General features: G+C 68.2%; 27 protein-coding genes. 15 read left to right on the top strand and 12 right to left on the bottom strand.

Annotation, left to right across the window (positions count from 1 at the left end):
- Nucleotides 1-11: 11 nt before the first annotated feature.
- From eutC to eat, 3 genes are read right to left on the bottom strand one after another with little or no spacing between them, the layout of a single operon-like run.
- Nucleotides 12-797: an ethanolamine ammonia-lyase subunit EutC gene (gene eutC / locus AC1DMS_RS05475; protein ID WP_478180768.1), complete on the bottom strand. Its 786-nt coding sequence runs from the start codon at nt 795-797 to the stop codon at nt 12-14.
- Nucleotides 794-2,188 (bottom strand): ethanolamine ammonia-lyase subunit EutB, encoded by a 1,395-nt coding sequence (locus tag AC1DMS_RS05470; protein ID WP_478180767.1) that lies wholly within the window; start codon nt 2,186-2,188, stop codon nt 794-796. The genes eutC and AC1DMS_RS05470 overlap by 4 nt, the downstream gene beginning before the upstream one ends.
- A gap of 16 nt (nt 2,189-2,204) precedes the next feature.
- A complete protein-coding gene (gene eat, locus AC1DMS_RS05465) occupies nt 2,205-3,626 on the bottom strand; it encodes an ethanolamine permease (protein ID WP_478083410.1) in 1,422 nt (473 codons plus the stop codon).
- 129 nt (nt 3,627-3,755) lie between these two features.
- Here eat and AC1DMS_RS05460 point away from each other — a divergent pair, with 129 nt between their 5' ends.
- Nucleotides 3,756-4,157: an FKBP-type peptidyl-prolyl cis-trans isomerase gene (locus tag AC1DMS_RS05460; protein ID WP_478180809.1), complete on the top strand. Its 402-nt coding sequence runs from the start codon at nt 3,756-3,758 to the stop codon at nt 4,155-4,157.
- Between the two features lie 112 nt (nt 4,158-4,269).
- Here the strand turns inward: AC1DMS_RS05460 and AC1DMS_RS05455 are convergent, their stop codons facing one another.
- The 3 genes from AC1DMS_RS05455 to AC1DMS_RS05445 form a co-directional block, all read right to left on the bottom strand.
- Nucleotides 4,270-5,868: an OpgD/OpgG family glucan biosynthesis protein gene (locus tag AC1DMS_RS05455; protein WP_436300257.1), complete on the bottom strand. Its 1,599-nt coding sequence runs from the start codon at nt 5,866-5,868 to the stop codon at nt 4,270-4,272.
- 221 nt (nt 5,869-6,089) lie between these two features.
- A complete protein-coding gene (locus tag AC1DMS_RS05450; RefSeq protein WP_051128034.1) occupies nt 6,090-6,947 on the bottom strand; it encodes a class I SAM-dependent methyltransferase in 858 nt (285 codons plus the stop codon).
- Nucleotides 6,948-7,059: 112 nt separating this feature from the next.
- Nucleotides 7,060-8,568: a CoA-acylating methylmalonate-semialdehyde dehydrogenase gene (locus AC1DMS_RS05445; RefSeq protein ID WP_018905621.1), complete on the bottom strand. Its 1,509-nt coding sequence runs from the start codon at nt 8,566-8,568 to the stop codon at nt 7,060-7,062.
- Nucleotides 8,569-8,671: 103 nt separating this feature from the next.
- Between AC1DMS_RS05445 and AC1DMS_RS05440 the strand changes: the two genes are divergently transcribed.
- Nucleotides 8,672-9,622 (top strand): LysR family transcriptional regulator, encoded by a 951-nt coding sequence (locus AC1DMS_RS05440; protein ID WP_478180766.1) that lies wholly within the window; start codon nt 8,672-8,674, stop codon nt 9,620-9,622.
- Between the two features lie 33 nt (nt 9,623-9,655).
- On the opposite strand, the gene AC1DMS_RS05435 is transcribed toward AC1DMS_RS05440, so the two are convergent.
- Nucleotides 9,656-10,567 carry a LysR family transcriptional regulator gene (locus AC1DMS_RS05435; RefSeq protein ID WP_478180765.1) on the bottom strand — a complete coding sequence of 304 codons (912 nt, stop codon included), beginning with the start codon at nt 10,565-10,567 and terminating at the stop codon, nt 9,656-9,658.
- Nucleotides 10,568-10,675: 108 nt separating this feature from the next.
- On the opposite strand from AC1DMS_RS05435, the gene AC1DMS_RS05430 reads away from it, so the two are divergent.
- Genes AC1DMS_RS05430 through AC1DMS_RS05415 form a run of 4 tightly spaced genes read left to right on the top strand, consistent with a single transcriptional unit; the run spans nt 10,676 to nt 14,226 of the window.
- Nucleotides 10,676-11,851 (top strand): CaiB/BaiF CoA transferase family protein, encoded by a 1,176-nt coding sequence (locus AC1DMS_RS05430; RefSeq protein ID WP_478180764.1) that lies wholly within the window; start codon nt 10,676-10,678, stop codon nt 11,849-11,851.
- On the top strand, nt 11,848-12,831 hold the full coding sequence (locus tag AC1DMS_RS05425; RefSeq protein ID WP_478180763.1) for a hydroxymethylglutaryl-CoA lyase: 984 nt from the start codon (nt 11,848-11,850) through the stop codon (nt 12,829-12,831). Before AC1DMS_RS05430 ends, AC1DMS_RS05425 begins: the two co-directional genes overlap by 4 nt.
- Entirely contained in the window at nt 12,828-13,208 is a 381-nt protein-coding gene (locus AC1DMS_RS05420; protein ID WP_478180762.1) for a VOC family protein, read from the top strand. Before AC1DMS_RS05425 ends, AC1DMS_RS05420 begins: the two co-directional genes overlap by 4 nt.
- Before the next feature lie 46 nt (nt 13,209-13,254).
- Entirely contained in the window at nt 13,255-14,226 is a 972-nt protein-coding gene (locus AC1DMS_RS05415) for a Bug family tripartite tricarboxylate transporter substrate binding protein (protein WP_478180761.1), read from the top strand.
- A gap of 25 nt (nt 14,227-14,251) precedes the next feature.
- Here AC1DMS_RS05415 and AC1DMS_RS05410 read toward each other — a convergent pair whose 3' ends face one another.
- Both AC1DMS_RS05410 and AC1DMS_RS05405 read right to left on the bottom strand, forming a co-directional pair.
- A complete protein-coding gene (locus AC1DMS_RS05410; protein WP_478180760.1) occupies nt 14,252-14,398 on the bottom strand; it encodes a hypothetical protein in 147 nt (48 codons plus the stop codon).
- A 115-nt stretch (nt 14,399-14,513) separates the two neighbouring features.
- On the bottom strand, nt 14,514-15,080 hold the full coding sequence (locus tag AC1DMS_RS05405; RefSeq protein ID WP_478180759.1) for a LuxR C-terminal-related transcriptional regulator: 567 nt from the start codon (nt 15,078-15,080) through the stop codon (nt 14,514-14,516).
- A 101-nt stretch (nt 15,081-15,181) separates the two neighbouring features.
- On the opposite strand from AC1DMS_RS05405, the gene AC1DMS_RS05400 reads away from it, so the two are divergent.
- The 4 genes from AC1DMS_RS05400 (at nt 15,182) to AC1DMS_RS05385 (ending at nt 18,446) form a co-directional block, all read left to right on the top strand.
- On the top strand, nt 15,182-15,985 hold the full coding sequence (locus AC1DMS_RS05400) for a CoA transferase subunit A (protein ID WP_012748360.1): 804 nt from the start codon (nt 15,182-15,184) through the stop codon (nt 15,983-15,985).
- A 1-nt stretch (nt 15,986) separates the two neighbouring features.
- Nucleotides 15,987-16,625: a 3-oxoacid CoA-transferase subunit B gene (locus AC1DMS_RS05395; RefSeq protein WP_012748359.1), complete on the top strand. Its 639-nt coding sequence runs from the start codon at nt 15,987-15,989 to the stop codon at nt 16,623-16,625.
- An 81-nt stretch (nt 16,626-16,706) separates the two neighbouring features.
- Nucleotides 16,707-18,101, top strand: a complete 1,395-nt coding sequence (locus AC1DMS_RS05390; RefSeq protein WP_478180758.1) for a CoA transferase — start codon at nt 16,707-16,709, stop codon at nt 18,099-18,101.
- Nucleotides 18,102-18,113: 12 nt separating this feature from the next.
- Nucleotides 18,114-18,446, top strand: coding sequence for a hypothetical protein (locus AC1DMS_RS05385; protein ID WP_012748357.1), 333 nt, complete (start codon nt 18,114-18,116; stop codon nt 18,444-18,446).
- 10 nt (nt 18,447-18,456) lie between these two features.
- Here the strand turns inward: AC1DMS_RS05385 and AC1DMS_RS05380 are convergent, their stop codons facing one another.
- Nucleotides 18,457-19,353, bottom strand: a complete 897-nt coding sequence (locus AC1DMS_RS05380) for a LysR family transcriptional regulator (RefSeq protein ID WP_278881336.1) — start codon at nt 19,351-19,353, stop codon at nt 18,457-18,459.
- A gap of 140 nt (nt 19,354-19,493) precedes the next feature.
- Between AC1DMS_RS05380 and AC1DMS_RS05375 the strand changes: the two genes are divergently transcribed.
- From AC1DMS_RS05375 to mmsB, 5 genes are read left to right on the top strand one after another with little or no spacing between them, the layout of a single operon-like run.
- Nucleotides 19,494-21,017 (top strand): CoA-acylating methylmalonate-semialdehyde dehydrogenase, encoded by a 1,524-nt coding sequence (locus AC1DMS_RS05375; RefSeq protein WP_012748355.1) that lies wholly within the window; start codon nt 19,494-19,496, stop codon nt 21,015-21,017.
- The gene (locus tag AC1DMS_RS05370; RefSeq protein WP_012748354.1) at nt 21,014-21,406 is read left to right on the top strand and encodes a lysozyme inhibitor LprI family protein; all 393 of its coding nucleotides are present in this window, start codon (nt 21,014-21,016) and stop codon (nt 21,404-21,406) included. The genes AC1DMS_RS05375 and AC1DMS_RS05370 overlap by 4 nt, the downstream gene beginning before the upstream one ends.
- Complete coding sequence (locus AC1DMS_RS05365) at nt 21,403-22,557, top strand: acyl-CoA dehydrogenase family protein (RefSeq protein ID WP_062366741.1); 1,155 nt, start codon at nt 21,403-21,405, stop codon at nt 22,555-22,557. The genes AC1DMS_RS05370 and AC1DMS_RS05365 overlap by 4 nt, the downstream gene beginning before the upstream one ends.
- 28 nt (nt 22,558-22,585) lie before the next feature.
- Nucleotides 22,586-23,701, top strand: coding sequence for an enoyl-CoA hydratase/isomerase family protein (locus tag AC1DMS_RS05360; protein ID WP_478180757.1), 1,116 nt, complete (start codon nt 22,586-22,588; stop codon nt 23,699-23,701).
- A gap of 34 nt (nt 23,702-23,735) precedes the next feature.
- The gene (mmsB, locus tag AC1DMS_RS05355) at nt 23,736-24,638 is read left to right on the top strand and encodes a 3-hydroxyisobutyrate dehydrogenase (RefSeq protein ID WP_307592273.1); all 903 of its coding nucleotides are present in this window, start codon (nt 23,736-23,738) and stop codon (nt 24,636-24,638) included.
- 11 nt (nt 24,639-24,649) lie between these two features.
- Here the strand turns inward: mmsB and AC1DMS_RS05350 are convergent, their stop codons facing one another.
- On the bottom strand, nt 24,650-24,805 hold the full coding sequence (locus AC1DMS_RS05350; RefSeq protein WP_012748350.1) for a hypothetical protein: 156 nt from the start codon (nt 24,803-24,805) through the stop codon (nt 24,650-24,652).
- The gene (locus tag AC1DMS_RS05345) at nt 24,777-26,072 is read right to left on the bottom strand and encodes an MFS transporter (RefSeq protein WP_478080341.1); all 1,296 of its coding nucleotides are present in this window, start codon (nt 26,070-26,072) and stop codon (nt 24,777-24,779) included. The genes AC1DMS_RS05350 and AC1DMS_RS05345 overlap by 29 nt, the downstream gene beginning before the upstream one ends.
- Between the last annotated feature and the right edge of the window lie 100 nt (nt 26,073-26,172).

The raw sequence follows: 26,172 nt of genomic DNA, 5'->3' as shown, positions 1-26,172 counted from the left end.
CAAAGCTGCGGTCAGCCAGGCAGGGTCGTTGCCGGACGGCCCGGCTCGAGCACCGCAGGATCGCTCTCGTCCTTGAGCCCGACGCCGGTCAGCCCCCGGCGAAGGGCCTCGCGCATCAGCCAGGCGAGCTTGAACGCCGCGGCTTCGCAGGGCAGGCCTTCGGGGCGCACGTTCGAGATGCAGTTGCGCTCGGCGTCGTGGCGGCCGCGCTTCGGCGAATGGGTCAGGTAAATGCCGAGGCTGTCCGGCGAGCTGAGCCCCGGGCGTTCGCCGATCAGCATCACCGAAAGCGCGGCGCCGAACAGCTCGCCGACCTCGTCGGCCAGCGCCACGCGCGTCTGGGTGGCGATGACCACGGGAGAAAAGCGCGTCTCGGGCGGCAATTGAGCGCGCAGCGCGGCCAGCAGCGGGGCGGCGTGGCGCGCCACCGCGAGCGAGGAGAGGCCATCGCCGATGACGAGGCAGACATCGCAATCGCCTTTTGCGGCGGCCCGCAGGCGCTGCGCATCCGCGGGGTCGAGCTGCCGGCCGAGGTCGGGGCGGCGCAGGTAGGTGGTGCGGTCTTCGGCGCGGCTGCGCGCCCGCATCACTTGCCAATGCTGTTGTTGCAGCGTGGCTTCGAGTGCATCGACGTCGAGCGCCGCATGGATCGCATCGCGCGCCATGGCATGGGCCCAGCCGAAGCGCAGTGTCTCGTCGGTCGGCATGCCGGCGCCGGCGCGGCCCAGCGCCAGGCGCGCGGGCGTGGCCGAACGCCACTGCGTCCAGGGGTTCGGCGTGACGGCGTCCTTGCTCATGGCGCGAGGGCGGCCAGGCCGTTCATGTCCGCCAGCAGGCGGTTGGCCGAAGGCGGCGCGAGCCGGCCCGCCGCATCGGTGATCTGCATGCGCTGCAGCCAGGCCTCGAATTCGGGTGCGCGCTTCAGGCCCAGCGTCTGGCGCAGGAACAGCGCGTCGTGGAACGAGGTGCTCTGGTAGTTGAGCATCACGTCGTCGGCGCCCGGAATGCCCATGATGAAGTTGATGCCCGCGGTGCCCAGCAGCACGAGCAGGTTGTCCATGTCGTCCTGGTCGGCCTCGGCATGGTTGGTGTAGCAGATGTCGCAGCCGATGGGCAGGCCCAGCAGCTTGCCGCAGCAATGGTCTTCGAGCCCGGCGCGGATGATCTGCTTGCCGTCGAAAAGATATTCGGGCCCGATGAAGCCGACCACCGTGTTGATGAGCAGCGGCTTGTAGCGCCGCGCCAATGCATAGGCGCGCACCTCGCAGGTCTGCTGGTCGACGCCGAAATTGGCATTGGCCGAAAGCGCGCTGCCCTGGCCGGTCTCGAAGTACATCACGTTGTTGCCGACCGTGCCGCGGTTCAGCGCCAGCGCCGCAGCATGGGCCTCGGCCAGCAGATCGGGCGTGACGCCGAACGAGAGGTTCGCCTTCTCGGTGCCCGCGATCGACTGGAACACCAGGTCCACCGGCGCGCCGGCTTCGGCGAGCCTGAGCGTGTTGGTCACGTGCGTGAGCACGCAGCTTTGCGTGGGAATCTCGAAGCGCTGGATCACCTCGTCGAGCATGTGCAGCAGGCGGCCGAGCACCTGCATGCTGTCGGACACCGGGTTGAGGCCGATCACCGCATCGCCCGCGCCGTAGAGCAGGCCGTCGAGCGTGGAGGCCGCCACGCCGCGCAGGTCGTCGGTCGGATGGTTGGGCTGCAGCCGCACGGCCAGGTGGCCGGGCAGGCCGATGGTGTCGCGAAAGCGCGTGACCACGCTGCACTTCCTGGCGACCGACACCAGGTCCTGGTTGCGCATGAGCTTGGACACGGCGGCCACCATCTCGGGCGTGAGGCCCGGCGCCAGCGCCGTGAGCGCCTCAGTGGTGGCCTGCTCCGAAAGCAGCCAGTTGCGGAAGTCGCCGACCGTGAGGTGCGACACCGGCGCAAAGGCCTCTGCGTCATGGGTGTCGATGATGAGGCGCGTGATGTTGTCGCTCTCGTAGGGAATCAGCGCCTCGGTCAGGAACTGCTTGAGCGGCGTCTCGGCCAGCACGTGGCGCGCCGCCATGCGCTGCTGCGCGGTGGCCGCGCCGATCTCCGCGAGGTAGTCGCCCGAGCGCGCCGGGCTGGCCACGGCCATGACCTGCTTGAGGTCGTCGAAGGCGAAGACCTGGCCGGCAATGGTGGTGCGATAGCGCATCTTTCTCTCTTCTTGTTCACGCGATGGTGCGGGAGGACAGCATCTCGTCGGGCGCCGCCGCCTTGCGCTGCGCCGAGGTCAGCAGGAAGTAGCCGTAGGCCGCCGCCATCAGCACCAGGAACAGCACGGTCAGCATGAAGTTGAACCAGACCATGGCGCCCAGGCAGACCACGCCAAGCCCGAGCGCAATGGCCGGAAACACCGGATAGAAGGGCGCGCGGTAGGTGCGCAGCAGGCCGGGCTCGGTCCTGCGCAGCCTGAACAGCGCGGCCATCGAGATCAGGTACATCACGATGGCGCCGAGCACGGCCATGGTCACGATGTTGGCGGTGAGCGTCTGGCCGCCGAACTGCACCCACTCGTCGCTGAAGATGGCCACCACGCCGATCACACCGCCGGCCAGCAGCGCGCGGTGCGGCGTGTCGAAGCGCGGGCTCAGGCCCGCGAAGTAGCGCGGCAGGTAGCCGGCGCGCGCCAGCGCGAAGATCTGGCGCGAGTAGCCCATGATGATCCCGTGGAACGAGGCAATCAGCCCGAAGAGGCCGATCCACACCAGCATATGCAGCCAGCCGCTGTTGTCGCCCACCACCGCCTTCATGGCCTGCGGCAGCGGGTCGTTGATGTTGGCGAGCTTGCGCCAGTCGCCCACGCCGCCCGCGAAGATCATCACGCCGAAGGCCAGCACCACCAGCGTGACGATGCCCGTGGTGTAGGCGATGGGAATGGTGCGGTGCGGATCGCGCGCTTCCTCCGCGGCCATGGCCGCGCCCTCGATGGCCAGGAAGAACCAGATCGCGAACGGTATCGACGCGAAGATGCCCGAGATGGCCGCGCCGTTGAGCACGCTGCCGCCGGCCCAGCCGTTGGCGACGAAGTTGGCCATGGTCCAGCCCGGCGTGACCACGCCCATGAACACCAGCAGCTCGACAATGGCCAGCAGCGTCACGAAGAGCTCGAAGGCCGCCGCAATGCCCACGCCGATCCAGTTGAGCGCGATGAAGATCACGTACGCACCCAGCGCGAACCACTTCGGGTTGATGCCCGGGAACTGCACGTTGAGGTAGGCGCCGATGGCCAGCGCGATGGCCGGGGGCGCAAAGACGAATTCGATCAGCGTGGCAAAGCCCGCCACGAAGCCGCCGGTCGGCCCGAAGGCGCGCCGCGCATAGGCAAACGGCCCGCCCGCATGCGGAATGGCGGTGGAGAGCTCGGTGAAGCTGAAGATGAAGGTGGTGTACATCGTGGCCACCAGCACCGTGGCCACCAGGAAGCCGAGCGTGCCGGCAGTGTTCCAGCCGTAGCTCCAACCAAAGTACTCGCCCGAGATGACCAGGCCCACGGCAATGCCCCAGAGCTGGACGGGGCCGAGGACCTTCTTCAGGTGGCCGGTGCCTGTGGGAACAGTGGCTGCGACCGGCGTGACTGCGGTGGGCTGCATGGGGCTTCCTCTTTTTGCGGATGTTGACAGTGCGTATCCGGCAAAGCAAGGCCCGTTCCATCGCTGGCCATAATCGTGCTTTTCAATCTCCCGAGGTGTTCAGTGAAGTCTTCCTCTTCTTCCTTGTCTCTGTTCTGTGCCGCCCTGGTCTCGCTGTGCGCGGTATCTTCCGCCTGGGCGCAATCGGCGCCCGTCACCATGCCAAGCGGCCTGGTCTACCAGTCGCTGAAGGAAGGCACCGGTGCATCGCCCGCCGCCACCGACGTGGTCAAGGTGCACTACCGCGGCACCTTCCCCGACAGCGGCAAGGAATTCGACAGCTCCTACAGCCGCGGCGAGCCGACCGAGTTTCCGCTCAACGGCGTGATCCCCTGCTGGACCGAGGGCGTGCAGAAGATGAAGCCGGGCGGCAAGGCCAAGCTGACCTGCCCGCCATCGATTGCCTACGGTTCGCGCGGCGCGGGCGGCGTGATTCCGCCGAATGCCACGCTCAACTTCGAAGTCGACCTGGTCTCCGTCAAGAAGCGTTGACGCGCCCCGTCCAGGAACACCGCGGAACCGGCTTCGCCGGGCCGCCGGTGTTGCCCCCTTGAGGGGGGAGTCGAGCTACACGAAGTGAGCGAGGGACGGGGGTGGGTTCATTTCACCCTGGCTGGAACTGGAACAGCCAGGTTTCCGTGAGCGTCTTGTCCCCGGTCTTCAGATAGAGCCGCATGTCGATCGGCTCGTTGCCTTCGGGCGTGAAGTCGAACTGGGCGCGCCAGTGGCCCGGCACGCCGTTGGGAACGGCCTCGGCAAAGACGTAGGAGAACTTGCCGCGCGGCGCCGTCAGCACCAGCTCGGGCTTGACGCCGAAGGGCACGGTGGTGAGCGGCTGCCCGACGAACTCCACCATGAACTTGCGCACGCCCGGCGGGCGCGGCTGGCCCGGCTGCCCGCCGCGCCCGATGCGCGTGGCCACGCAGCGCGCGAGCGGCGAGGGAAAGGGCTCCTGGTCGGTCCAGTGCAGCCGGTACTGCAGGCTGTAGCTCGCGCCCGCCTTGGCGTCGGCCTTGGGCACCCAGAAGGCGACGATGTTGTCGTGGATCTCGTCGTCGGTCGGGATCTCGATCAGCTGCACCGAGCCTTCGCCCCAGTCGCCCAGCGGCTCGATCCAGAGGCTCGGGCGCTTCTCGTAGTTGACGCCGTCCTGGTAGTTGTCGAAGGCGCGGTCGCGCTGCAGCAGGCCGAAGCCGCGCGGCCGCGTGTCGGCAAAGGCCGAGGCGCGCGTCTGCGTCGGGTTGTTGAGCGGGCGCCAGATGCGCTCGCCCGCGCCGTTCCAGATGGCCAGGCCGTCGGAGTCGTGCACCTCGGGTCGCCAGTCGATGGCGGTGGGCTTGATGGTTTCCGAATACCAGTACATCGAGGTGAGCGGCACCAGGCCCAGTCGCGACACGTCGCGGCGCAGGAAAACGCGTGCGTCGATGTCCATGATCACGGCCTTGCCGCGCTGCATCACGAACTTGAACACGCCCGTGACGCTCGGCCCTTCGAGCAGCGCGTAGACGGTCATCGAAGTGGTGTTGTTCGCGGCCGGCGTCTCGAAATAGAAGCGCGTGAAGGTCGGGAACTCTTCGGGCTTGTCGGGCACCGCCACGTCGAGCGCCAGGCCGCGCGCCGACAGGCCGTACTGGTAGAGCTCGCCGATCGCGCGGAAGTAGGAGGCACCCAGGAAGGCCACCCAGTCGTTCTTCTGCCAGTCGAGCTTGCTCTGGTCGCCCAGGCGGCTTTCCTGCAGCCGAAAGCCCGCAAAGCCCGCGCCGGCCGGCAGCGCGCGCGCCGGGCTGTCGGGCGGCATCGAGAAGTACGAAGGGCTGTAGAGCACCTCGCGCGCGAAGGCGTCGCCATCGGAGTTCTCGAGCACGTGCATGCGCACCGGCGTCTGGAAGAAACGGCCGAGGTGGAAGAAGGTGACGGGAAAGGCGCCCGGTCCGTCGCGGAAGAGGGCGTTGGCCGGGTCGAACTTGATCTTGCCGTGCGCGTCGTAGTCGATCTTCTCGAGCACCTCGGGTGCGAGCGGCGTGGCCGCGGCATAGGGCTGCCCGGCCAGGCGCTTGGCCTGCGCCACCAGTCGGTCGAACGAGAAGGGCGAAGGCTGGCTCAGCTTCAGGCCGTTGGCGGCCAGTGCCTCTTCGGGCAGTCCAAGGGCGGCGAGTGCGGCGGCGGCACCACCTGCGGCAAGGAAGGATCGGCGATCAAGCATGTGTTTCTTGAGGGTTGCGGTCTTGGGAGTACGTCGTGTGGAGTACGAAAAAAAAGGATGCACGGAAGGCGATGCGGCCGGAGAAACCATCCTAATGCAGCCGGCGCCGGGGATTTTCCACGCACAAGAGCAGGGAGCATGCCGCGGCCGCGGGGTTTGGCGCGTCAGCCAAGCTGCGCAGCGCGAGCCGGACAAGGCCGGGACCTGAGAAATTTGTGCGTTTATGTATCGGCGCCGTCATCGGCGGTGTCGGCCACGCCCAGCGCGTAGACCGCATAGAGCGGCACGCCGAGCAGCATCAGCACCAGCGGCGCGAACAGGGTGTAGGCCAGGCCGATGCCTTCGAACACGCGGTAGGTGGCGTCGAGGCGCAGGCGCGGATGGGGCTGCGTCAGTTCGGCGGCCCGGCGCAGCCCCCAATGAAACTGCGCCCCGGTGGCGCGCAGCGAGGGATGCTGCGCGGCGCGGCCCACGGCGAGCCAGCAGACGGCATCGAAGGCCAGCACGGAGCCCGCGGGCGCGCGCTCGCCGAAGGTTGCGAGCACGGCCTGCGCCTGCTGCGGCTGCAGGTACATCAGGACGCCTTCGGTGAAGAGGAAGACCGGCTGTGCCTGGCGTGTGCGCGGCAGCTCGAGTTCGTCCCACCAGCGCGGCGACGTGAGGTCGAGGTCGCGCGCATCGTGGCGGGGGTGGGTCTCGGGAATCAGCTCGCGGCGCAGCGCCATCACCTCGGGCAGGTCGGCATCCGTCATGCGCGACCTTCCGTCGTCCAGCCACTGGAAGTAGTGGCTCAGGCCGCAGCCCATGTTCACCACGCGGCCGCCCGGGTGCTGCTTGAGGAACTCCTGCGCGAGGCTGCGAAAGCGCCGCGTGCGGCTCAGGATGCTGTAGATGGTGGCCCGGTCCTCGGGCAGCGGATGGCCTTCGTCGCGGATCTTCTCGAGGATCGACGCGGCATAGGCGTCGCGCACGGCCATCTGCGGAAACATCGCGTCGCCGGAAGCGCGCGCGGCAAGCGGGATCCGCAAGGTCGACGGCACGGCCGAAAGTTTTCGTGCGGCTCTCTTGCTTGCTGTCATGGGCGCAGGCACCGGGTCATGCGCAAGTCTGGCTGCGCCCGCGCCGCGGAGCAAGTCAGCTTTTCGTTAGCCGGGGCAGGCCGGCATGCCCCCGTGCCGGCCGTCACACCTTTTACTTGGCGGTGGGCATCACGAACTCGGCGCCCTTGCCGATGCTCTCGGGCCAGCGCTGCATGATCGACTTCTGTTTGGTGTAGAAGCGCACGCCTTCCTCGCCGTAGGCATGCATGTCGCCGAACAGGCTGCGCTTCCAGCCGCCGAAGCCGTGCCATGCCATCGGCACCGGGATCGGCACGTTGATGCCGACCATGCCCACCTGGATGCGGCGGCTGAACTCGCGCGCCACATTGCCATCGCGCGTGAAGCAGCTCACGCCATTGCCGAATTCATGGTCGTTGACCAGGTCGACCGCGTCCTTGAAGTTGGCCACGCGCACGCAGGAGAGCACCGGGCCGAAGATCTCTTCCTTGTAGATGCGCATCTCGGGCGTGACGTGGTCGAACAGCGTGCCGCCCATCCAGAAGCCGTCGCCGCAGCCTTCGCCGGCCTGGCCGCCGTCGAACTGGCGGCCGTCGACCAGCAGCTTCGCGCCTTCCTTCTCGCCCTGGGCGATGTAGCCGGTGATGCGCTCGTGTGCCGCGCGCGTGACGATCGGGCCCATCTCGGCCGCGAGGTTCTCGCCGTCGAGCACCTTGAGCGTCTTCGTGCGCTCGATGAGCTTGGGAATGATCTTGTCGGCCACGTCGCCCACCAGCACCGCCACGCTGATCGCCATGCAGCGCTCGCCGGCCGAGCCGTAGCCCGCGCCGATCAGTGCGTCCACCGTCTGGTCGATGTCGGCGTCGGGCATCACCACCATGTGGTTCTTCGCGCCGCCAAGGGCCTGCACGCGCTTGCCGTTGCGAGCGCCGGTTTCATAGATGTAGTTGGCAATGGGCGTGGAGCCCACGAAGCTCACGGCCTTGACGTCGGGGTGCTCAAGCAGCGCATCGACCGCCACCTTGTCGCCCTGCACCACGTTGAACACGCCGTCGGGCAGGCCCGCTTCCTTCAGCAGCTCGGCCATGCGCAGCGACGGGGTCGGGTCGGTCGGGCTGGGCTTGAGAATGAAGGTGTTGCCCGCGGCAATGGCCACCGGGAACATCCACATCGGCACCATCACCGGGAAGTTGAAGGGCGTGATGCCGGCCACCACGCCCAGCGGCTGGCGCAGCGTCCAGTTGTCGATGCCGGTGGAGACCTGGTCGGTAAAGTCGCCCTTGAGCAATTGCGGGATGCCGCAGGCGAATTCGACGATGTCGATGCCGCGCGAGACCTCGCCCTGCGCGTCGGTGAACACCTTGCCGTGCTCGGCGGTGATCATGTGCGCGAGCTCGTCCTTGTGCAGGTTGAGGAGTTCCAGGAACTTGAACATCACGCGGGCGCGGCGGATCGGCGGCGTGTCGGCCCACTTGGGAAAGGCGGCCTGCGCGGCGGCCACCGCAGCATCGACGTCGGCCTGGACGGCCAGCGCCACCTTGCCCGTGACCTTGCCGGTCGCGGGGTTGGTGACGTCCTGCGTGCGGGTGGAGCTGCCGGCGGCGTGCTGGCCGCCGATGAAATGCGCGATCTGTGTGGTCATCGAGAGTCCCAGGTCAAGTGATTGCGCCAGTCTAGGAAAGGGAAGGGTCCCTGCCTAGGCGCCAGGGTTGAACTGTTTGTTCGCTATAGTGAACAATCCCACCATGGATCTGCAAAAAGCTGAATCGCTCTGGATGCACCTGCACTGGCTGATCGTGCTCGGCCAGCAGGGCAGCTACACCGCCGCCGCCGCGCGCCTGGGCGTGAGCAAGGCCGCCATGAGCCAGCGCATTGCCGAGCTGGAGCGCGCCGTGGGCGTCACGCTGGTGCGCCGCACCACCCGCAGCATGCGGCTGACCGAGGCCGGGCAGCAGCTGGTCGACCAGATGCGCGAGCCCTTCGAACAGATCGCCCACAGCTTCCTGCAGGCGCGGGACCATGCGGGCGAACCGCGCGGCCTGGTGCGCGTCACCGCGCCGGTGGCGCTGGGGCGGCAGCAATTGCTGCCCAGGCTCGCCGACTTTCTGCTGGCGCATCCGTCGATCCGCGTCGAAATGGAGCTTTCCGACCGGCTGAGTTCGCTGGCGACGGAGGGCTTCGACCTCGCGGTGCGGCACGCGGCTTCGCCGCCCGACACGCACGTGGCCTGGCGGCTGTGCGACACGCGCTCGGTGCTGGTCGCAAGCCGCGCCTACCTGCGCCGCAAGGGAACGCCGCTGGCGCCGTCCATGCTGACCGAGCACGACTGCCTGCACTATCCCCGCGGGCAGGAAACCAACGTGTGGTCCTTCGAGCGGCGCGGCGGCCGCGCGCGCCATGCCGAGCGCGTGACCGTGCCCATCGCCGGCCCGCTGGCGGCAAACAACAGCGAGGCGCTGCGCGACGCGGCCCAGGCGGGCCTCGGCATTGCGCTCTTGCCCGATTTCAGCGCGCAGTCGGGCCTGCAGGCGGGCAAGCTGGTCGAGGTGCTGCCCGACTGGCAGCCCACGGGCGCCTTCGCCGACCAGATCTACGCCATACGGCCGTATTCGCTGCACATTCCGCGTGCGGTCAACCTGTTCGTGAGCCATCTGCGCGAGACGCTGAAGGCGGGGTTCCCGCTGCCCGAGGCCTGATGGCCGGCGGGCTTCCGGCCTCGCTTTCAGATTTCAGGTCGACGACGCCATCAGCTGCCCCACCAGCAGCTGCGCCGCCGGCGACAAGGTCTCGCCGGTCTTGGTGGCCATCAGCAGGCGGCGCACGGCCCAGGCATCCCTGAGCCGCACCACCTTGAGGCCGAGCGCGCTCACCTGCGCCTTGCAGGCTGCGAGCGGCACCACGCCGATGCCGAGGTTGGCCGCGATCATGTGGCACATCGCATCGAAGCTGCGCACCTGCACGCGCAGGCGCATCGGAATGCCGGCCTGCTCGGCCGCGCGCGAGGTGAGCTCTAGCAGCGAGCTGCTGCGGTTCAGCCCCACGAACTCGTGCGCGAGGCAGGTCTTGAAATCGGTCCGGCGCGTGCGTGCGAGCGGATGCTGCCGGGCGCACAGCACCACCAGCTCGTCGGTCTGGAACGGCGCCACGTCGAGCCCGTAGGCCGGCGTGTTCTCGGCGAACACGCCCACGTCGGCCAGGCCGTCGACCAGCGCGCGCACGATGTCGCCGCTCAGCTGCTCCTCCACTTCGACGCGGATGTCCGGATGCCGGCCGAGGAAGGCGGCCAGCGTGGCCGGCAGGAACTCGGTCAGCGCCGACATGTTGGCCCACAGCCGCACATGGCCGCGCACTCCGCTCGAATAGTCGCCGAGCTCGTTGCTGAACTGCTCGAAGCCCTGGAAGAGCCGCATCGCATGCTGCATGGCCACGTGGCCGGCCGGGGTCAGCGCGATGCCTTGCGAGCTGCGCTCCAGCAGCTTCGATCCGGTGGCGGCCTCGAAGTCCGACAGCCGCCGGCTGGCCGCCGAGAGCGCCAGGTGGCAGGCCTCGGCACCCTTGGTGATGCTGCCCGACTGGGCCACGGCGCAGAACAGGCGCAGCGTGACGAAGTCGACGCGGGCGGGGTTGATGGGGGCGGCCATGCCTGCATTCTAGAAAGCCTTCGCATTTTGCGAAGGGCTGCTGCCGTCAAAGCAATTCCGTTCGCTGCGATCCTTTTCTAGAGTTGGGGCAACCAATCAGGAGACAAGATGAACGCGCTCGAAGGCCTCAAGGTGCTGGAGCTCGGCCAGCTCATCGCCGGCCCGTTCGCCGGCAAGACGCTCGCCGAGTTCGGCGCCGACGTGATCAAGGTCGAGCCCGCCGGCGTCGGCGATCCGCTGCGCAAGTGGCGGCTGCTGCGCGAAGGCACTTCGGTGTGGTGGGAGGTGCAGTCGCGCAACAAGCGCTCGGTGTGCCTGGACCTGCGCAGCGCCGAGGGCCAGCAGGCGGTGCGCGCACTGGCGCTCGAGGCCGACGTGCTGATCGAGAACTTCAAGCCCGGCACGCTCGAAGGCTGGGGCCTGGGCTGGGAGCAGCTGCATGCGCTCAACCCACGGCTCATCATGCTGCGCATCTCGGGCTACGGGCAGACCGGGCCCTACCGCGACAAGCCGGGCTTCGGCGTGCTCGGCGAATCGATGGGCGGGCTGCGCTACCTGAGCGGCGAGCCGGGCCGGGTGCCTGTGCGCGTGGGCGTTTCGCTGGGCGACACGCTGGCGGCGCTGCACGGCGTGATCGGCGTGCTCACGGCGCTGCACCACCGCACGGCCCATGGCGGAGAAGGGCAGTTCATCGACGTGGCGCTCTACGAGTCGGTCTTCAACGTGATGGAAAGCCTGCTGCCCGAATACGACGCGTTCGGCGCGGTGCGCGAGCGCGCCGGCAGCGCCTTGCCGGGCATTGCGCCGACCAATGCCTACAAGTGCAGCGACGGCCACTACGTGCTGGTGGCGGGCAACGGCGACAGCATCTTCCGCCGGCTGATGCGCGCCATCGGCCGCGCGGACCTGGAGAACGATCCGCAGCTCGTGCACAACGACGGCCGCGTGCAGCGCGTGGAAGAGATCGACGCCGCCATCGAGGCCTGGACGCTGCAGCGCAGCCGCGACGAGGTGCTGGCGGTGCTCGATGCGGCCGGCGTGCCGGTCGGGCGCATCTACACCGTGGCCGACATCGCCACCGATCCGCAATACCTGGCGCGCCAGATGATCGTCGAGGCGACCACCGCCGACGGCGAGATGCTCAAGGTGCCCGGCGTGGTGCCCAAGCTCAGCGCCACGCCGGGCCGCATTGCGCACCCCGCGCCGCGGCTCGGCGAACACACAGGCGACCTGCAGGGGTTGGGCTGGCCGGCGCGCCGCGCCGAAGAAAGCGAGGCCGTATGAAAGAGGGCAAGGGCAAGCGGCTCTTCATCAACGAAGTGGCCACGCGCGACGGCTTCCAGATGGAGAGCCGCTTCATTCCCACCGACGACAAGATCGCGCTCATCGATCGCCTCGGCACGCTGGGCTACGCCAAGATCGAGGTGACCTCGTTCACCTCCGCCAAAGCGATCCCGGCGCTGCGCGACGGCGAGGAAGTGATGCAGCGCATCGCGCGCCGGCCGGGCGTGGCCTACACCGCGCTGGTGCCGAACCTGCGCGGAGCCGAGCGCGCGCTGGAAAGCCGCATCGGCGAATTCAACATCGTCATGTCGGTGAGCGAGACCCACAACCTCAGCAACCTGCGCATGACGCGCGAGCAGTCGTTCGCGCAGCTGGCCGAGGTCATCGCGCTGGCCAGGCAGGCGGGCGTGCCCGTGAACGTGTCGCTCTCCTGCGTCTTCGGCTGCCCGATGGAAGGCGAGGTGCCCCTGGCCGTAGTCCAGGAATGGATCGACCGCTTCGCGGCGCTGCAGGTCCAGGGCGTGACGCTGTGCGACACCACGGGCATGGCTTTTCCCACGCAGGTGCAGGCCGTCTGCGAAGCCGTGATGGCAAGGCACCCCGGCCTGCAATGGACGGCGCACTTCCACAACACACGCGGCATGGGGCTCGCCAACACGGTGGCGGCGGTCGAGGCGGGCATCGAGCGGCTCGACATGTCACTGGGTGGCATCGGCGGCTGCCCGTACGCGCCCGGCGCCACCGGCAACGTCGCCACCGAGGACGTGGTGCACATGCTGCAATGCATGGGCTACGACACCGGCATGGATCTGAACGGCCTGATCGACGCCGCCTCGGAACTCGAAGCGCTGGTGCAGCACGACTTGCCGAGCCAGGTGCCGCGCGCCGGCCACCGGCTCACGCGGCATGCGCCGCCGGCGGATTTCAACGACATCGCGGCGCGTGCGCATGCGCGCCGCGCCAAGGAGCTGAACCCGTGATCGACCATCTGGACCACCTGGTGCTCACCACCGCCGATGAAGCGGCCTGCGCCCGCTTCTACGTCGAGGTGATGGGCATGGCGCTGGAGACTTTCGGCGCCGGTCGCAAGGCCTTTCGCTTCGGCAACCAGAAGATCAACGTGCACGTGAAGGGGCACGAATTCGAGCCCAAGGCGCAGCTGCCGACGCCGGGTTCGCTGGACCTGTGCTTCATCGCGAGCGTGCCGCTGGAGGACGTGATCGCGCGGCTCAAAGACAAGGGCGTGCCGATCCTCGAAGGCCCGGTGATGCGGACCGGCGCCACTTCGCGCATCCGCTCGGTCTACGTGCGCGACCCCGACCTGAATCTCATCGAGATATCCGAGCTGGCGCCCTGAGGGGCCGGCTTCGAATGCAACCTTAAAAACACCGGAGACAAAACCCATGAAACTGAACCATCGCCTTCTGATGGCCGCAGGCCTCGCGCTGGCGGCCGCCTCGGCCAGCGCCGACACCTGGCCCTCGAAACCGATCACCTTCATCGTGCCCACCGCGCCTGCCGGGTCCACCGACATCATGGCGCGCATGGTGGCCGACCCGCTGCAGCGCGTGCTGGGCCAGCCCATCGTGGTCGACAACAGGCCCGGCGCCAGCGGCAACATCGGCACCGAGGCGGTGGCGCGCGCCGCGCCCGACGGCTACACGCTGCTGATGCAGTACTCGGGCTACCACGTCGGCAACCCCGCGCTCTTTCCGCAGATCAAATGGAGCCCGACCAAGGACTTCGTGCCGGTGGCGCTGGTGATGCGCGCGCCGCACGTGGTCGCGGTGAGCGGCAAGCTGCCCGTGAACTCGATGAAGGAGCTGATCGAGTACGGCAAGAAGAAGAAAGAGGGCGGGCTGTTCTATGCCTCGTCGGGCAACGGCTCGATCCAGCACATTGCGGGCGAGCTGCTGTCGCGGCAGGCGAAACAGCCGATGACGCACGTGCCCTACAAGGGCTCGGGCCCGGCCATCAACGACCTGATCGCGGGCAACGTCGACATGTTCATCACCACGCCGCCCTCGGTCATCGGCCATTTCGCGGGCGGGCGCGTCAAGGCGCTCGCCTACACGGGCAGCAAGCGCCATCCGTCGATGCCCGACGTGCCGACCTCGGCCGAGGCGGGGCTGCCGGGCTACGAGGTGGAATCGTGGTTTGCGGTGTTCGCACCGGCCAGGACGCCGCCCGAGGTCGTCAACAAGCTCAGCGCCGAGATCAAGAAGATCGTCGAAAGCGAGTCGTTCCGCAAGAAGGTGGACGAGCAGGGCGCCTTCGCCACCTACATGGACCCAGCGGCCCTGGGCAAGTTCGTCGACCAGGAACTCGCGGCCTGGGCGAAGGTGATCAAGGCGGCGGACATCAAGCCGGACTGAGCCCAGCCGATGCTTCCCGCGCGGCTCAGGGCTTGACGCCGAGCACCGACAGGATGATGGCCGCGAGGGTCAGCGTCACCGGCAGCCGGTGCGTGGCAATGGCGTGGACCTGCGCCACCGACAGCCTGGTTTGCTGAAGGAGGTTCTTTTCGGAATGAAGGGCTGTGGACATGGCATCTGCTCCTGAATGAACGCGAACGATCTGTTCGCATGGCCTCGAAGATAGACCTCTGCAGGGGCAGCGGCACGGGGCTTCCGAAGACACCGCGTTTCCGTTTTTGCAACGATCAGCCCGCGATGAGCTTCTGCACCAGCTCCGCCGTGGTCGCCGCCGCGTACTTGCGCATCAGGCGCGCCCGGTGCAGTTCCACCGTGCGGTGGCTGATGCCCAGCGCCTTGCCGATCTCCTTGGACGTGAGCCCGCGCATCACCTGCGCGGCCACCTCGCGCTCGCGCGGCGTGAGCTCGGCCTTCACGGCGCGGCGCGATCCCAGGTCTTCGAAGGTCCAGATACCGGCCTCGTGCGGCGCGGCGCGGTTCATGGCGTGGCCGGTGACATGGCACCAGAAAGTCTCGCCGGCAATGGCGCCGTGCAGGCCGCCCAGGCGCTTCATCATGCGGTTGTCGGCATAGCGGCCACTGGCGTTCAGGAAGGGCTCCATGCGCTTGCCGATGCGCTCGAACTCGGCCACGCTCGGGTACAGGATGCTGAACGAATGCCCGACCAGATCGGAGGGCGTTGCACCGAAAATCTCGCACACCCGCACGTTGCAGGCCACGATGGTGCGGTTGCTCGACACCACCATGCCGACGGGTGCCTGTTCAAAAGCCAGCCGGTAATCGATCTCGGGCATCGGGGGTCACCATTACGAAATACTACGTATGCGACTACGTAGTATCGTTCAAGGCTCTTCAAAGCTTTCGCCAACTCTCCACCATCCATCAAGGAGCCCGAGTGAACAAGATTTATCCCTCCGCAGACGCGGCACTCAAGGGGGTCGTGGCCGACGGGCAGACGCTCGCGGTCGGCGGCTTCGGCCTGTGCGGCATTCCCGAGGCGCTGATCGACGCGCTGCGGGACTCCGGCGCCAAGGATCTCACCTGCATCTCCAACAACGCGGGCGTCGACGGTTTCGGCCTCGGCAAGCTGCTCGAGACGCGCCAGATCAAGAAGATGATCGCGTCCTACGTGGGCGAGAACAAGGAGTTCGAGCGCCAGTACCTCGCGGGCGAACTGCAGCTCGAATTCACGCCGCAGGGCACGCTGGCCGAGAAGCTGCGCGCGGGCGGCGCGGGCATTCCGGCCTTCTTCACCAAGACCGGCGTCGGCACGCAAGTGGCCGAGGGCAAGGAACTGCGCGAGTTCGACGGCGAAACCTACGTGATGGAGCGCTCGCTGGTGCCCGACGTGGCGCTGGTCAAGGCCGACGTGGCCGACAAGTCGGGCAACCTGCGCTTCCGCCTCACGGCGCGCAACTTCAACCCGGCCGCCGCCATGGCCGGCAAGATCTGCATCGTCGAGGTCGAGAAGATCGTCGAAGTGGGCGAGCTGGCCCCCGACGACATCCACCTGCCGGGCATCTACGTGCACCGCATCGTGCTCAATGCCAAGCCCGAGAAGCGCATCGAGAAGCGTACCGTGAGCGCAGCCGCGCCGGCCGATGCGGCCGCCGCCAAGGTCGAAGCGCAGGCCGCCATCGCGCAGGCCGCCGCCGGCAGCGAAGTGCCCGCCCCCGTCAAGAACAACAAAGGAGCCTGAGATGCCCTGGACCCAAGACCAAATGGCCGCGCGCGCGGCGCAAGAACTCGAAGACGGCTTCTACGTGAACCTGGGCATCGGCATTCCCACGCTGGTGGCCAACTTCGTCGGCGACAAGGAAGTGTGGCTGCAAAGCGAGAACGGCATGCTCGGCATCGGCCCGTTCCCGACTGAAGACCAGGTCGACGCCGACCTGATCAACGCCGGCAAGCAGACCGTGACCACCATCCCCGGCTCGGCCATCTTCGGCAGCCATGACAGCTTCGCAATGATCCGCGGCGGCAAGATCAACCTGTCGATCCTCGGCGCGATGCAGGTCAGCGTGAAGGGCGACCTCGCCAACTGGATGATCCCCGGCAAGATGGTCAAGGGCATGGGCGGCGCCATGGACCTGGTGGCCGGCGTGAAGCGCGTGATCGTGCTGATGGAGCACGTCGCGAAGAAGAAGGACGGCACCGAGGACCTGAAGATCCTCGAGAAGTGCACGCTGCCGCTGACCGGCGTGGGCGTGGTCGACCGCATCATCACCGACCTGGCCGTGATGGACGTGGTGCCCGAGGGCCTCAAGGTGGTCGAGCTCGCGCCGGGCGTGAGCTTCGACGCGCTGCAGGCCAAGACCGGCGCCAAGCTGATCCAGTAAGGCGCCGACGCAACGACGACGAAGGGCAGGGCCGCGGGAGCGGGCCCTGCCTTTTTGCTTTGGACGTTCTGGAGAGATGAAATGAATGCGAGCGAAATCCTGAGCGGCATCTGGCAGCAGGCGGGCCTGCCGCCCGAGGCCCTGCAGCATGTGCGGCTCACGGGCGAAGACCCGGTGCTGCCGTCGTCCTTCGCGGTGGGCGCGGCTGCGCAGAGCACCATCGCGGCGGCGGCGCTCGCGGCCTGCGAGCTCGGGCATCTGCGCGGCGCCGCGCGCCAGCAGGTGGCCGTCGACATGCGTCATGCGGCACTCGACTGCACCGGTTGGTTCAGCCTCGACGGGCGCGTGCCCGATCCGTGGGACAGCTTCTCGGGGCTGTACCGCTGCATCGACGGCTGGGTGCGCATCCACGCGAATTTCGCGCATCACAGGGAGGGCGCGCTGCGGCTGATGAAGCTGGACCCGGCCGTTGCCACGCGCGCCGAGGCCGAGGCAGTGATGGCGACCTGGCGTGCCCGCGACTTTGAAGATGCCGCCGCCGCGCAAGGCCTGGTGGCGACCGCGCTGCGCCGCTTCGACGAATGGGACGCCACGCCGCAAGGCCAGGCCATCGCAGCGCAGCCGCTCTTCACCATCGAACGCATTGGCGACGCGCCGCCGCGCGCACTGCCGCCGCTGCGCGAAGACCAGCGGCCGCTCACCGGCGTGCGCGTGCTCGACCTGACGCGCATCCTCGCGGGCCCCGTGGGAGGCCGCGCGCTGGCGGCCTATGGCGCCGACGTGATGCTCGTCAATTCACCGCACCTGCCGAACATCGAATCCATCGCCGAAACCAGCCGCGGCAAGCTGTCGGCGCATGTGGACCTGCGCACCGAGGCGGGTCGCGCCACGCTGCGGCAGCTCGGCGCCGAGGCCCATGTCTTCGTGCAGGGCTACCGGCCCGGCGGCATCGCGGCGCTGGGCTTCGGGCCGGCGGAACTCGCGCGGCTCGCGCCCGGCATCGTGTGCGTGTCGCTCACGGCCTATGGCACGCAGGGCCCGTGGGCGCAGCGCCGCGGCTTCGATTCGCTGGTGCAGACCGCCATGGGCTTCAACCATGCCGAAGGCGAAGCAGCCGGCGACGGCAAGCCCAGGCCGCTGCCGATGCAGATCCTCGACGAGGCCACGGGCTACCTGATCGCCTTCGGCGCCGCCGCGGCGCTCTGGCGGCAGCAGCAGGAGGGCGGCAGCTGGCATGTGCAGGTGTCGCTGGCGCAGACCGGGCAATGGCTGCGTGGTCTCGGGCGCGTGCCCGGCGGGCTGTCGATCGCCAGGCCCGACTTGAAGCCCTACGTGGAGACCTCGGCCTCGGGCTTCGGCGAGCTGGCCGCGTTGCGCCACAGCGCGCAGCTGTCGCGCACGCCGGCCGCATGGCCGCGCCCGTCGATGCCGCCGGGCAGCCATGCGCCGGCCTGGCCCGGCGGCCCCGGGCAGTGAGAAACTTGGCGCATGCAGACGACGAACAGATACGAAGGAAGGCCGTTGCTGCGGCTGGTGGATTGCCTGGTGCTGGACGCCATCGACCAGCTCGACGACGCCAAGCGCGCCAAGCTCGAGGCGCTGGAGCCCACGCTCGCCCAAACTTTCAGTGCGAGCGGCACCTGGCAGGAGATGGTCGGCACCCAGATGGGCTTTGCCGACGACGTACAGGACCAGATCCGGCAGTTCTGGCGCAGCTACCTCGACCGTGCAGAAGAGCAGCAGCTGCGCGCGGACCCGCAGGAGTTCGTGATCGAGTTCGTGGCGCTGAACTTTCCGGACCTGGCTCCGCCGCGGCGCTGAGCCTTCGGCGTCACGCGGGCGCGGGCAGCAGCAGTTGCCGCTGTGCCTGCACCGTCTCGCGCAGGAACTCCCACACCGCCTGCATGCGCACCAGGTGCTTGGTTTCCGCGGGCATCGACATCCAGAACGTGCGCGTGAAATTCGCCTGCCCCGGCAGCACGGGCTTGAGCGCGCCGTCGTTCTCCGCGATGAAGGCCGGCAGCACCGCGATGCCCGCGCCCGCCAGCACCGCGCGGTGCTGCGCGAGCACGCTGGTGCTGCGCAGCGCAAAGGCATCGGGGCGGTGCAGTTCGTCGAGGTACTGCAGCTCCTTGCTGAAGAGCAGGTCGTCCACGTAGCTGATGAAGGTGTGGCCGCGCAGGTCTTCGCGCGTCTTGATCGGCTTGTGCGCGGCCAGGTACTTCTTCGATGCATAGAGCCTGAGCGTGTAGTCGGTGAGCTTGCTCACGACCACCGGCCCGCGCGCCGGGCGTTCGAGCGAGATCACGATGTCGGCCTCGCGCCGCGACAGGTGCACCAGCCGCGGCATCGCGAGCAGGTCGATGGTGAGCTTGGGATGCTGCTGCGCGAAAAGCGCCAACTGCGGCGCCAGCACGACGGTGCCGAAGCCCTCGGTGGCGCCGATGCGGATCAACCCCGACAAGCCCTCCTGCGAGGCCGGCGCAGTGCTTTCCACCGCCTGGAACGCGCTTTCCATGGCCTCGACCTGCGGCTGCAGCTTGCGGCCCGCCTCGGTGAGCCGGTGGCCGCCCGATTCGCGCGAGAAAAGCGGCGCGCCCACTTCCTTTTCAAGGGCCTGGATGCGCCGCGCCACCGTGGTGTGGTCCACCTCGAGCCGGCGCGCGGCGCTCATCAGCGTGCCCGAGCGGGCCAGCTCCAGAAAGTAGCGAAGGTTGTCCCAGTCCATGTGCTCGCGTTCCCTTGGGTTGGCTCTGCATTTTTGCAAAGCGATAGCGCATATTTGTCTATTGTCATGGCAAATCTGCAAAGCTAGGATGCGTGTTGAACCTGCCATGCAGGCCCCGTATTCACAGGAGACAAAACCCCATGGACGCCACCACCACCCCCAAGACCCAGGTCGCCACCGTCAAGCTCTTGATCGGCGGCAAGTTCGTCGAATCCAAGACCACCGAATGGCGCGACATCGTCAACCCGGCCACGCAAGAGGTGCTGGCCCGCGTGCCGTTTGCCACGCAGGCCGAACTCGACGCCGCCGTGGCCTCCGCCAAGGACGCCTTCAAGACCTGGCGCAAGACGCCCCTCGGCGCGCGCGCCCGCATCTTCCTGAAGTACCAGCAGCTCATCCGCGAGAACATGGGCGAGCTGGCCGCCATCCTCACGGCCGAGCAGGGCAAGACGCTGCCTGATGCCGAGGGCGATGTGTTCCGCGGCCTCGAAGTGGTCGAGCACGCCTCGAACATCGGCAACCTGCAGCTCGGCGAGCTGGCCAACAATGTGGCCAACGGCGTCGACACCTACACGCTGCTGCAGCCGCTGGGCGTGTGCGCCGGCATCACGCCGTTCAACTTCCCGGCCATGATCCCGCTGTGGATGTTCCCGATGGCCATCGTCACCGGCAACACCTTCGTGCTCAAGCCCTCGGAGCAAGACCCGATGGTCACGATGCGCCTGTGTGAGCTCGCGCTCGAAGCCGGCATTCCGCCCGGCGTGCTCAACGTGGTGCATGGCGGCGAAGCGGTGGTCAACGGCATCTGCGACCACAAGGACATCAAGGCGATCAGCTTCGTCGGCTCGACCAAGGTCGGCACGCACGTTTACAACCGCGCCACGCTGGCCGGCAAGCGCGTGCAATGCATGATGGGCGCGAAGAACCACGCCATCGTGATGCCCGACGCCAACAAGGAGCAGACGCTCAACGCGCTGGCGGGCGCCAGCTTCGGCGCGGCCGGCCAGCGCTGTATGGCGGTGTCAGTCGCGGTGCTGGTGGGCGAGGCGCGCAACTGGGTGCCCGAACTGATCGCCAAGGCCAGGACGCTGAAGATCGGCGCCGGCACCGAGAAGGGCGTGGACGTGGGGCCGCTGGTCTCTTGCGCCGCCTATGAGCGCGTCAACGGCCTGATCGAGCGCGGCGTGGCCGACGGCGCCAAGCTCGAGCTCGACGGCCGCAAGCCCACGGTGCCGGGCTACGAGAAGGGCAACTTCGTGGGCCCGACGATCTTCTCGGGCGTGAAGCCCGGCATGACGATCTATGACCAGGAAGTGTTCGGCCCGGTGCTGTGCGTGGCCGATGCCGAGAACATCGACGAGGCCATCGAGCTGATCAACAGCAACCCGAACGGCAACGGCACGGCGATCTTCACGCAGTCGGGCGCCGCGGCGCGCCGCTTCCAGGAAGACATCGACGTGGGCCAGGTCGGCATCAACGTGCCGATCCCGGTGCCGGTGCCGATGTTCTCGTTCACCGGTTCGCGCGCATCCAAGCTCGGCGACCTGGGGCCGTACGGCAAGCAGGTCATCATGTTCTACACGCAGACCAAGACCGTGACGGCACGCTGGTTCGACGACAGCACCGTCTCGCACGGCGTCAACACCACGATCAGCCTCAAGTGAGCCGCGCGTTTCGCGCTGTCGCGGCATCGGCCGTGCTTCTCCTGCTCGCCGCGGGCGCGCATGCGGCCGATGATGCCAACCCGCTGGACTGCAGGCCCGACGGCAACCAGCAGCAGATGAACGCCTGCGCGGTGCGCGACTTTCGCGCCGCCGACGCCGCGCTCAACATCCGCTACGGCGAGGTGATGAAGACGCTCTCGCCGCAGATGCGCGTCGCGCTGCGCACCGAGCAGCGCACCTGGCTCAAGGGCCGCGACCCCTCTTGCAAGCGGGCCTCGAAAGCGAACGAAGGCGGCTCCATCTGGCCGCTGGTGTTCAATTCATGTCTGGAGAAATCGACCCGGCAACGGACTGCCGAACTGGATCGCTGGAAGGGTCGCGAACAATGAACTTTGAATTGTCCGAAGAGCAGAACGCCTTTGCGCAGACCGCGCGCGATTTTGCACAGGCGGAATTCGCACCGCATGCGGCGCGGTGGGACGCGGAGGCCATCTTTCCGAAGGAGGCCATCGCCAAGGCCGGCGAGCTGGGCTTCTGCGGCCTGTACGCGCCCGAGCGCATCGGCGGCCTCGGCCTGCCGCGGCTCGACTCGGCGCTGGTGTTCGAGGAGATGGCCGCGGTCGACCCCTCGACCACGGCCTTCATCACGATCCACAACATGGCAACCTGGATGCTCGGCACCTGGGCGACCGACGCGGTGGCCGCGCAATGGGGCGAAGACCTCACGAGCGGGCGCAAGCTGGCTTCCTACTGCCTCACCGAGCCGGGCGCCGGGTCGGATGCGGGCTCGCTCAAGACGCGCGCCGAACTGCAGGGCGCCGAGTACGTCATCAACGGCGGCAAGGCCTTCATTTCGGGCGCCGGCTCGACCGACGTGCTGGTGCTGATGGCGCGCACGGGCGGCGGCGGCGCGGGCGGCATCTCGGCCTTTGCGGTGCCGGCCGATGCACCCGGCGTGAGCTATGGCAAGAAGGAGCACAAGATGGGCTGGAACAGCCAGCCCACGCGCACCATCAGCTTCGACAACGTGCGCGTGCCGGCCGAAAACCTGCTGGGCAAGGAAGGCGAGGGCTTCCGCATCGCCATGAAGGGGCTCGATGGCGGGCGCATCAACATCGCGACCTGCTCGGTGGGCGCGGCGCAGGGCGCGCTCGATGCGGCGCGCCGCTACCTGCACGAGCGCCAGCAGTTCGGCAAGCCGATCGCGAGCTTCCAGGCGCTGCAGTTCAAGCTGGCCGACATGGCGACCGAACTGGTTGCGGCGCGGCAGATGGTGCGGCTCGCGGCAAGCAAGCTCGATGCGGGCCATGCCGATGCCAGCACCTACTGCGCCATGGCCAAGCGCTTTGCGACCGATGCGGGCTTCAACGTCTGCAATGACGCACTGCAGCTGCACGGCGGCTACGGCTACCTGAGCGAATTCCCGCTTGAGCGGCTGGTGCGCGATACCCGCGTTCACCAGATCCTCGAAGGCACCAACGAGATCATGCGCGTGATCGTTGCGCGAAAATTGCTGGAAGGGGACAGCGATATCCGCTGAAGCCCCGCACCCAGAACCTCTCAAGACAATGACCGACTCCGTAGTTCTCTTCGACGAAATCAAGACCGCCGGCGGCAAGCGCTTTGCCACCGCCACGCTCAACGCGCCCGCTTCGCTCAACGCGCTGTCGGTGGACATGGTGCGCCTGCTCACGCCCAAGCTGCGCGAATGGGCGAAGGACGACGGCATCGTCGGCGTGCTGCTGCAAGCGGCCGGCGAGAAGGCCTTCTGCGCCGGCGGCGACCTGCGCCAGCTGTACCAGACGCTGCTCGAATGCGGCCCCGCGCGCAACACCTACGCCGAAGACTTCTTCCGCGAGGAGTACGAGCTCGACTACCTGATCCACACCTTTCCCAAGCCATTCCTCTGCTGGGGCCACGGCATCGTGATGGGCGGCGGCGTGGGGCTCATGTCGGGCTGCTCGCACCGCGTGGTCACCGCGCACAGCCGCATTGCCATGCCCGAGATCAGCATCGGCCTGTACCCCGACGTGGGCGGCAGTTGGTTCCTGCGCCGCACGCCGGGCCGCACGGGCCTGTTCCTGGCGCTCACGGCCGCCAACCTCAATGCGGCCGACGCCATCTTCTGCGGCCTGGCCGATGTGCTGGTGCCGCACGAGCGCAAGGGCCAGGTGCTCGAAGCGATTGCCGCCGCGCCATGGCGCGGCGAGCCAAAGGCCGACCGCGCCGAGCTCTCGCGCATCCTTGCGCGCGCGGGCGAGGGCGCCGAGATGCCGCCCTCGAAGGTGCGCGAACACTACGACACCATCAACGCGCTGATGGCCGGCGACGACCTGCTCGACATCGCCAGGCGCCTGCGCAGCCTGCAGAGCGACGATGCCTGGCTGCAGTCCGCCGCCAAGACCTTCGCCAAGGGCGCACCCAGCTCGGCCGCGCTGAGCTTCGAGCTCTGGCAGCGCGTGCACCGCATGTCGCTGGCCGAGGTGTTCCGGCTCGAATACTGGGCCTCGCTCGGCTTCTGTGCGCACAAGGACTTTGCCGAGGGCATCCGCGCGGTACTGATCGACAAGGACCGCAATCCGCGCTGGAACCCCGCCACCATCGAAGAGATCACGCCCGCCTTCATCGAGGACCACCTGCGCCCGCGCGGCCAGATGCCCGCGGAGCTGGCTGCGCTGGCCTGAGCCTCTTCCACACATACAACGGAGACAACATCAAATGAAAATCGCATTCATCGGCCTCGGCCACATGGGCGGACCCATGGCCCTGAACCTGCGCAAGGCGGGCTTTGCGGTCAAGGCCTTCGACCTGTCGGACGAGGCCTGCAAGAAGTACGCGGCCGAAGGCCTGGCCATTGCCGCATCGGCCGCTGAATCGGTGACCGACGCCGACGTGGTCATCAGCATGCTGCCGGCCAGCGCGCACGTGGAGGGCCTGTTCCTCGGCAGCGGCGGCGGCAAGCCGGGCCTGCTAGACAGCATCCGTGCCGGCACGCTCGTGATCGACAGCAGCACCATCGCGGCCGCCACTTCGCGCAAGGTGGCCGATGCGGCCGCCGCCAAGGGCATCGCGATGATCGATGCGCCGGTTTCCGGCGGCACGGGCGGCGCGATTGCAGGCACGCTGACCTTCATGGTCGGCGGCGAGGCCGACGACCTCGAACGCGCACGCCCCGTGCTCGAGAAGATGGGCGCCAACATCTTCCACGCGGGCGGCGTGGGGGCGGGCCAGACCGCCAAGATCTGCAACAACATGCTGCTCGGCATCCTGATGATCGGCACCTCGGAGGCGCTGGCGCTGGGCGTGGCCAACGGGCTCGATCCCAAGGTGCTGTCCGAGATCATGCGGCGCAGCTCGGGCGGCAACTGGGCGCTCGAAAAGTACAACCCGATGCCCGGCGTGATGGAAACAGCGCCCGCATCGAAGAACTACGCAGGCGGCTTCGGCACCGACCTGATGCTCAAGGACCTGGGCCTGGCGCAGGAAAACGCCACCGCCGTGCGCGCCGCCACGCCGCTGGGCGGGCTCGCGCGCAGCCTCTATGCCGCGCACAGCCTCGCGGGCCATGGCGCGCTCGATTTCTCGAGCGTGCTGAAGCTGCTGCAGAAGGCTTCGTCCTAGCTTTTCGGCCTCTAGCCGAACAGGGCGTCGCTGGCCCACAGGAGCGCCAGCACGCCCAGGAACAGCAGCAGGAACACGGCCCATGCGCGCGTGAACGCCTGCGTCTCCGTGACTTCGACGGGAGCCGTTTCGGGCGGCTTAGGAGCGCTGGGCGTGTGTGGGTTCATTCCCGACTGTACCCCGCGGGCCCGGTTTTGCCGCCGCACGCGTCCTCGACATGGCCAGCAGCACGCCGGCCGCGAGCAGATTGGCGCCGATGCTGGCGAGGATCGGCAGCAGGTAGCTGCGGCTGATGTCGAACGCAAAGCCCGCCGCGCTAGGGCCGACCAGGGTGCCGAAAGCCACGCTGGTGTACAGCACGCCCAGGATCGCGCCGATGCTGCGGCCGCCGAAGTAGTCCATGACCAGCGCGGGCAGCAGCGCGACGAAGCCGCCATAGAACACGCCGTAGGCAAAAGCGAATGCGGCCAGCCCCCAGAACCCGCTGGACACCGCCCACACCACCAGCGAAAGCGCCATGCCGGCCGACATCAGCGGCAGCGCCAGTTGCCGGCCCAGCCGGTCGGCCAGCCCGCCAAGAAAAAATCGCCCCGCGGTGCTGCCGATGCCGATGGCGCCGAGCAGCAGCACGGCCGAGCCGGCCGGCAGGCCGTGGTCGAGCGCGTAGGGCACCAGGTGGACGAAGGGAACGAACAGCCCGAACGAACTGATCAGGCAGGCCGCATAGAGGCCGGCGAAGCGGCGCGAGCTGATCGCGTCCCGCAACGTGGAGCCTGCGGGCACGGCCGACGGCGCCTGCGGCTGCGGCGGATCGCCGTCGGGCCCGAGCCCGCGATGGCGCGGATCGTCCTCGATCAGCAGCGCCATGCCGGCGCCCACCACCACGGCCAGCACGCCCAGCGCCAGGTAGGCGTGGCGCCACCCCAGCGCTTCGATGAGGAGCGACGCCAGCGGCGGCATCGCCAGCGTGCCCACGCCGATGCCGCTCACCGCCAGCCCCGAGGCGAATCCGCGCCGCCTGACGAACCAGCGCTGCACCGCGCCCAGCACCGGCACATAGGAGGCGCCGACGCCGAGCCCGACGCCCAGGCCATAGGCCAGGCAAGCCTCGGCCAGGCTGCGCGCCTGTCCCGCGGCGGCCAGGCCCAGGCCGACCAGCACCATGCCCGCGACCGCGAGCCGCCGCGCACCCCACCGGTCCGCGAGCGGGCCGCTGACCACGCCCAGCCCGAAGTAGAGAAAGCCCGCAAGCGAGAACACCAGCGACGCCGAGCCGCGCGAGGCGCCGAAGTCGCGCTGCAGCGATTCGAGGAAGGCGCTGAAGGTGTAGGCACTGCCGAAGCCGACGAGCGTGACGGCGAAGGCGCCGGCCACCACGAACCAGCCGCGGAAGAGGCGTGCGCGGGGCGGCGGATGGGAGGAGAAGGAGGTCAAGGGCGGGTCTCCGGGTTTGCTCAGAATATCTATTGGCTGGAGAATGGACTCCGGCGCAGAAGAGTGGATGCTCCTCCTTACCATGCGGCCTCGCAAACCA

This window comes from Variovorax sp. 05T418 (genome assembly GCF_056396385.1).
The sequence above is the reverse complement of the archived record's forward strand: the minus strand, read 5'-3'. Positions and strand labels throughout refer to the sequence as shown.

Bases quoted from the DNA above. Each gene is read 5' to 3' on its own strand.
- eutC (WP_478180768.1), bottom strand. From the start codon at position 797: ATGAGCAAGGACGCCGTCACGCCGAACCCCTGGACGCAGTGGCGTTCG.
- AC1DMS_RS05470 (WP_478180767.1), bottom strand. From the start codon at position 2,188: ATGCGCTATCGCACCACCATTGCCGGCCAGGTCTTCGCCTTCGACGAC.
- eat (WP_478083410.1), bottom strand. From the start codon at position 3,626: ATGCAGCCCACCGCAGTCACGCCGGTCGCAGCCACTGTTCCCACAGGC.
- AC1DMS_RS05455 (WP_436300257.1), bottom strand. From the start codon at position 5,868: ATGCTTGATCGCCGATCCTTCCTTGCCGCAGGTGGTGCCGCCGCCGCA.
- AC1DMS_RS05450 (WP_051128034.1), bottom strand. From the start codon at position 6,947: ATGACAGCAAGCAAGAGAGCCGCACGAAAACTTTCGGCCGTGCCGTCG.
- AC1DMS_RS05445 (WP_018905621.1), bottom strand. From the start codon at position 8,568: ATGACCACACAGATCGCGCATTTCATCGGCGGCCAGCACGCCGCCGGC.
- AC1DMS_RS05440 (WP_478180766.1), top strand. From the start codon at position 8,672: ATGGATCTGCAAAAAGCTGAATCGCTCTGGATGCACCTGCACTGGCTG.
- AC1DMS_RS05435 (WP_478180765.1), bottom strand. From the start codon at position 10,567: ATGGCCGCCCCCATCAACCCCGCCCGCGTCGACTTCGTCACGCTGCGC.
- AC1DMS_RS05430 (WP_478180764.1), top strand. From the start codon at position 10,676: ATGAACGCGCTCGAAGGCCTCAAGGTGCTGGAGCTCGGCCAGCTCATC.
- AC1DMS_RS05425 (WP_478180763.1), top strand. From the start codon at position 11,848: ATGAAAGAGGGCAAGGGCAAGCGGCTCTTCATCAACGAAGTGGCCACG.
- AC1DMS_RS05415 (WP_478180761.1), top strand. From the start codon at position 13,255: ATGAAACTGAACCATCGCCTTCTGATGGCCGCAGGCCTCGCGCTGGCG.
- AC1DMS_RS05410 (WP_478180760.1), bottom strand. From the start codon at position 14,398: ATGTCCACAGCCCTTCATTCCGAAAAGAACCTCCTTCAGCAAACCAGG.
- AC1DMS_RS05405 (WP_478180759.1), bottom strand. From the start codon at position 15,080: ATGCCCGAGATCGATTACCGGCTGGCTTTTGAACAGGCACCCGTCGGC.
- AC1DMS_RS05395 (WP_012748359.1), top strand. From the start codon at position 15,987: ATGCCCTGGACCCAAGACCAAATGGCCGCGCGCGCGGCGCAAGAACTC.
- AC1DMS_RS05390 (WP_478180758.1), top strand. From the start codon at position 16,707: ATGAATGCGAGCGAAATCCTGAGCGGCATCTGGCAGCAGGCGGGCCTG.
- AC1DMS_RS05385 (WP_012748357.1), top strand. From the start codon at position 18,114: ATGCAGACGACGAACAGATACGAAGGAAGGCCGTTGCTGCGGCTGGTG.
- AC1DMS_RS05380 (WP_278881336.1), bottom strand. From the start codon at position 19,353: ATGGACTGGGACAACCTTCGCTACTTTCTGGAGCTGGCCCGCTCGGGC.
- AC1DMS_RS05375 (WP_012748355.1), top strand. From the start codon at position 19,494: ATGGACGCCACCACCACCCCCAAGACCCAGGTCGCCACCGTCAAGCTC.
- AC1DMS_RS05365 (WP_062366741.1), top strand. From the start codon at position 21,403: ATGAACTTTGAATTGTCCGAAGAGCAGAACGCCTTTGCGCAGACCGCG.
- AC1DMS_RS05360 (WP_478180757.1), top strand. From the start codon at position 22,586: ATGACCGACTCCGTAGTTCTCTTCGACGAAATCAAGACCGCCGGCGGC.
- mmsB (WP_307592273.1), top strand. From the start codon at position 23,736: ATGAAAATCGCATTCATCGGCCTCGGCCACATGGGCGGACCCATGGCC.
- AC1DMS_RS05350 (WP_012748350.1), bottom strand. From the start codon at position 24,805: ATGAACCCACACACGCCCAGCGCTCCTAAGCCGCCCGAAACGGCTCCC.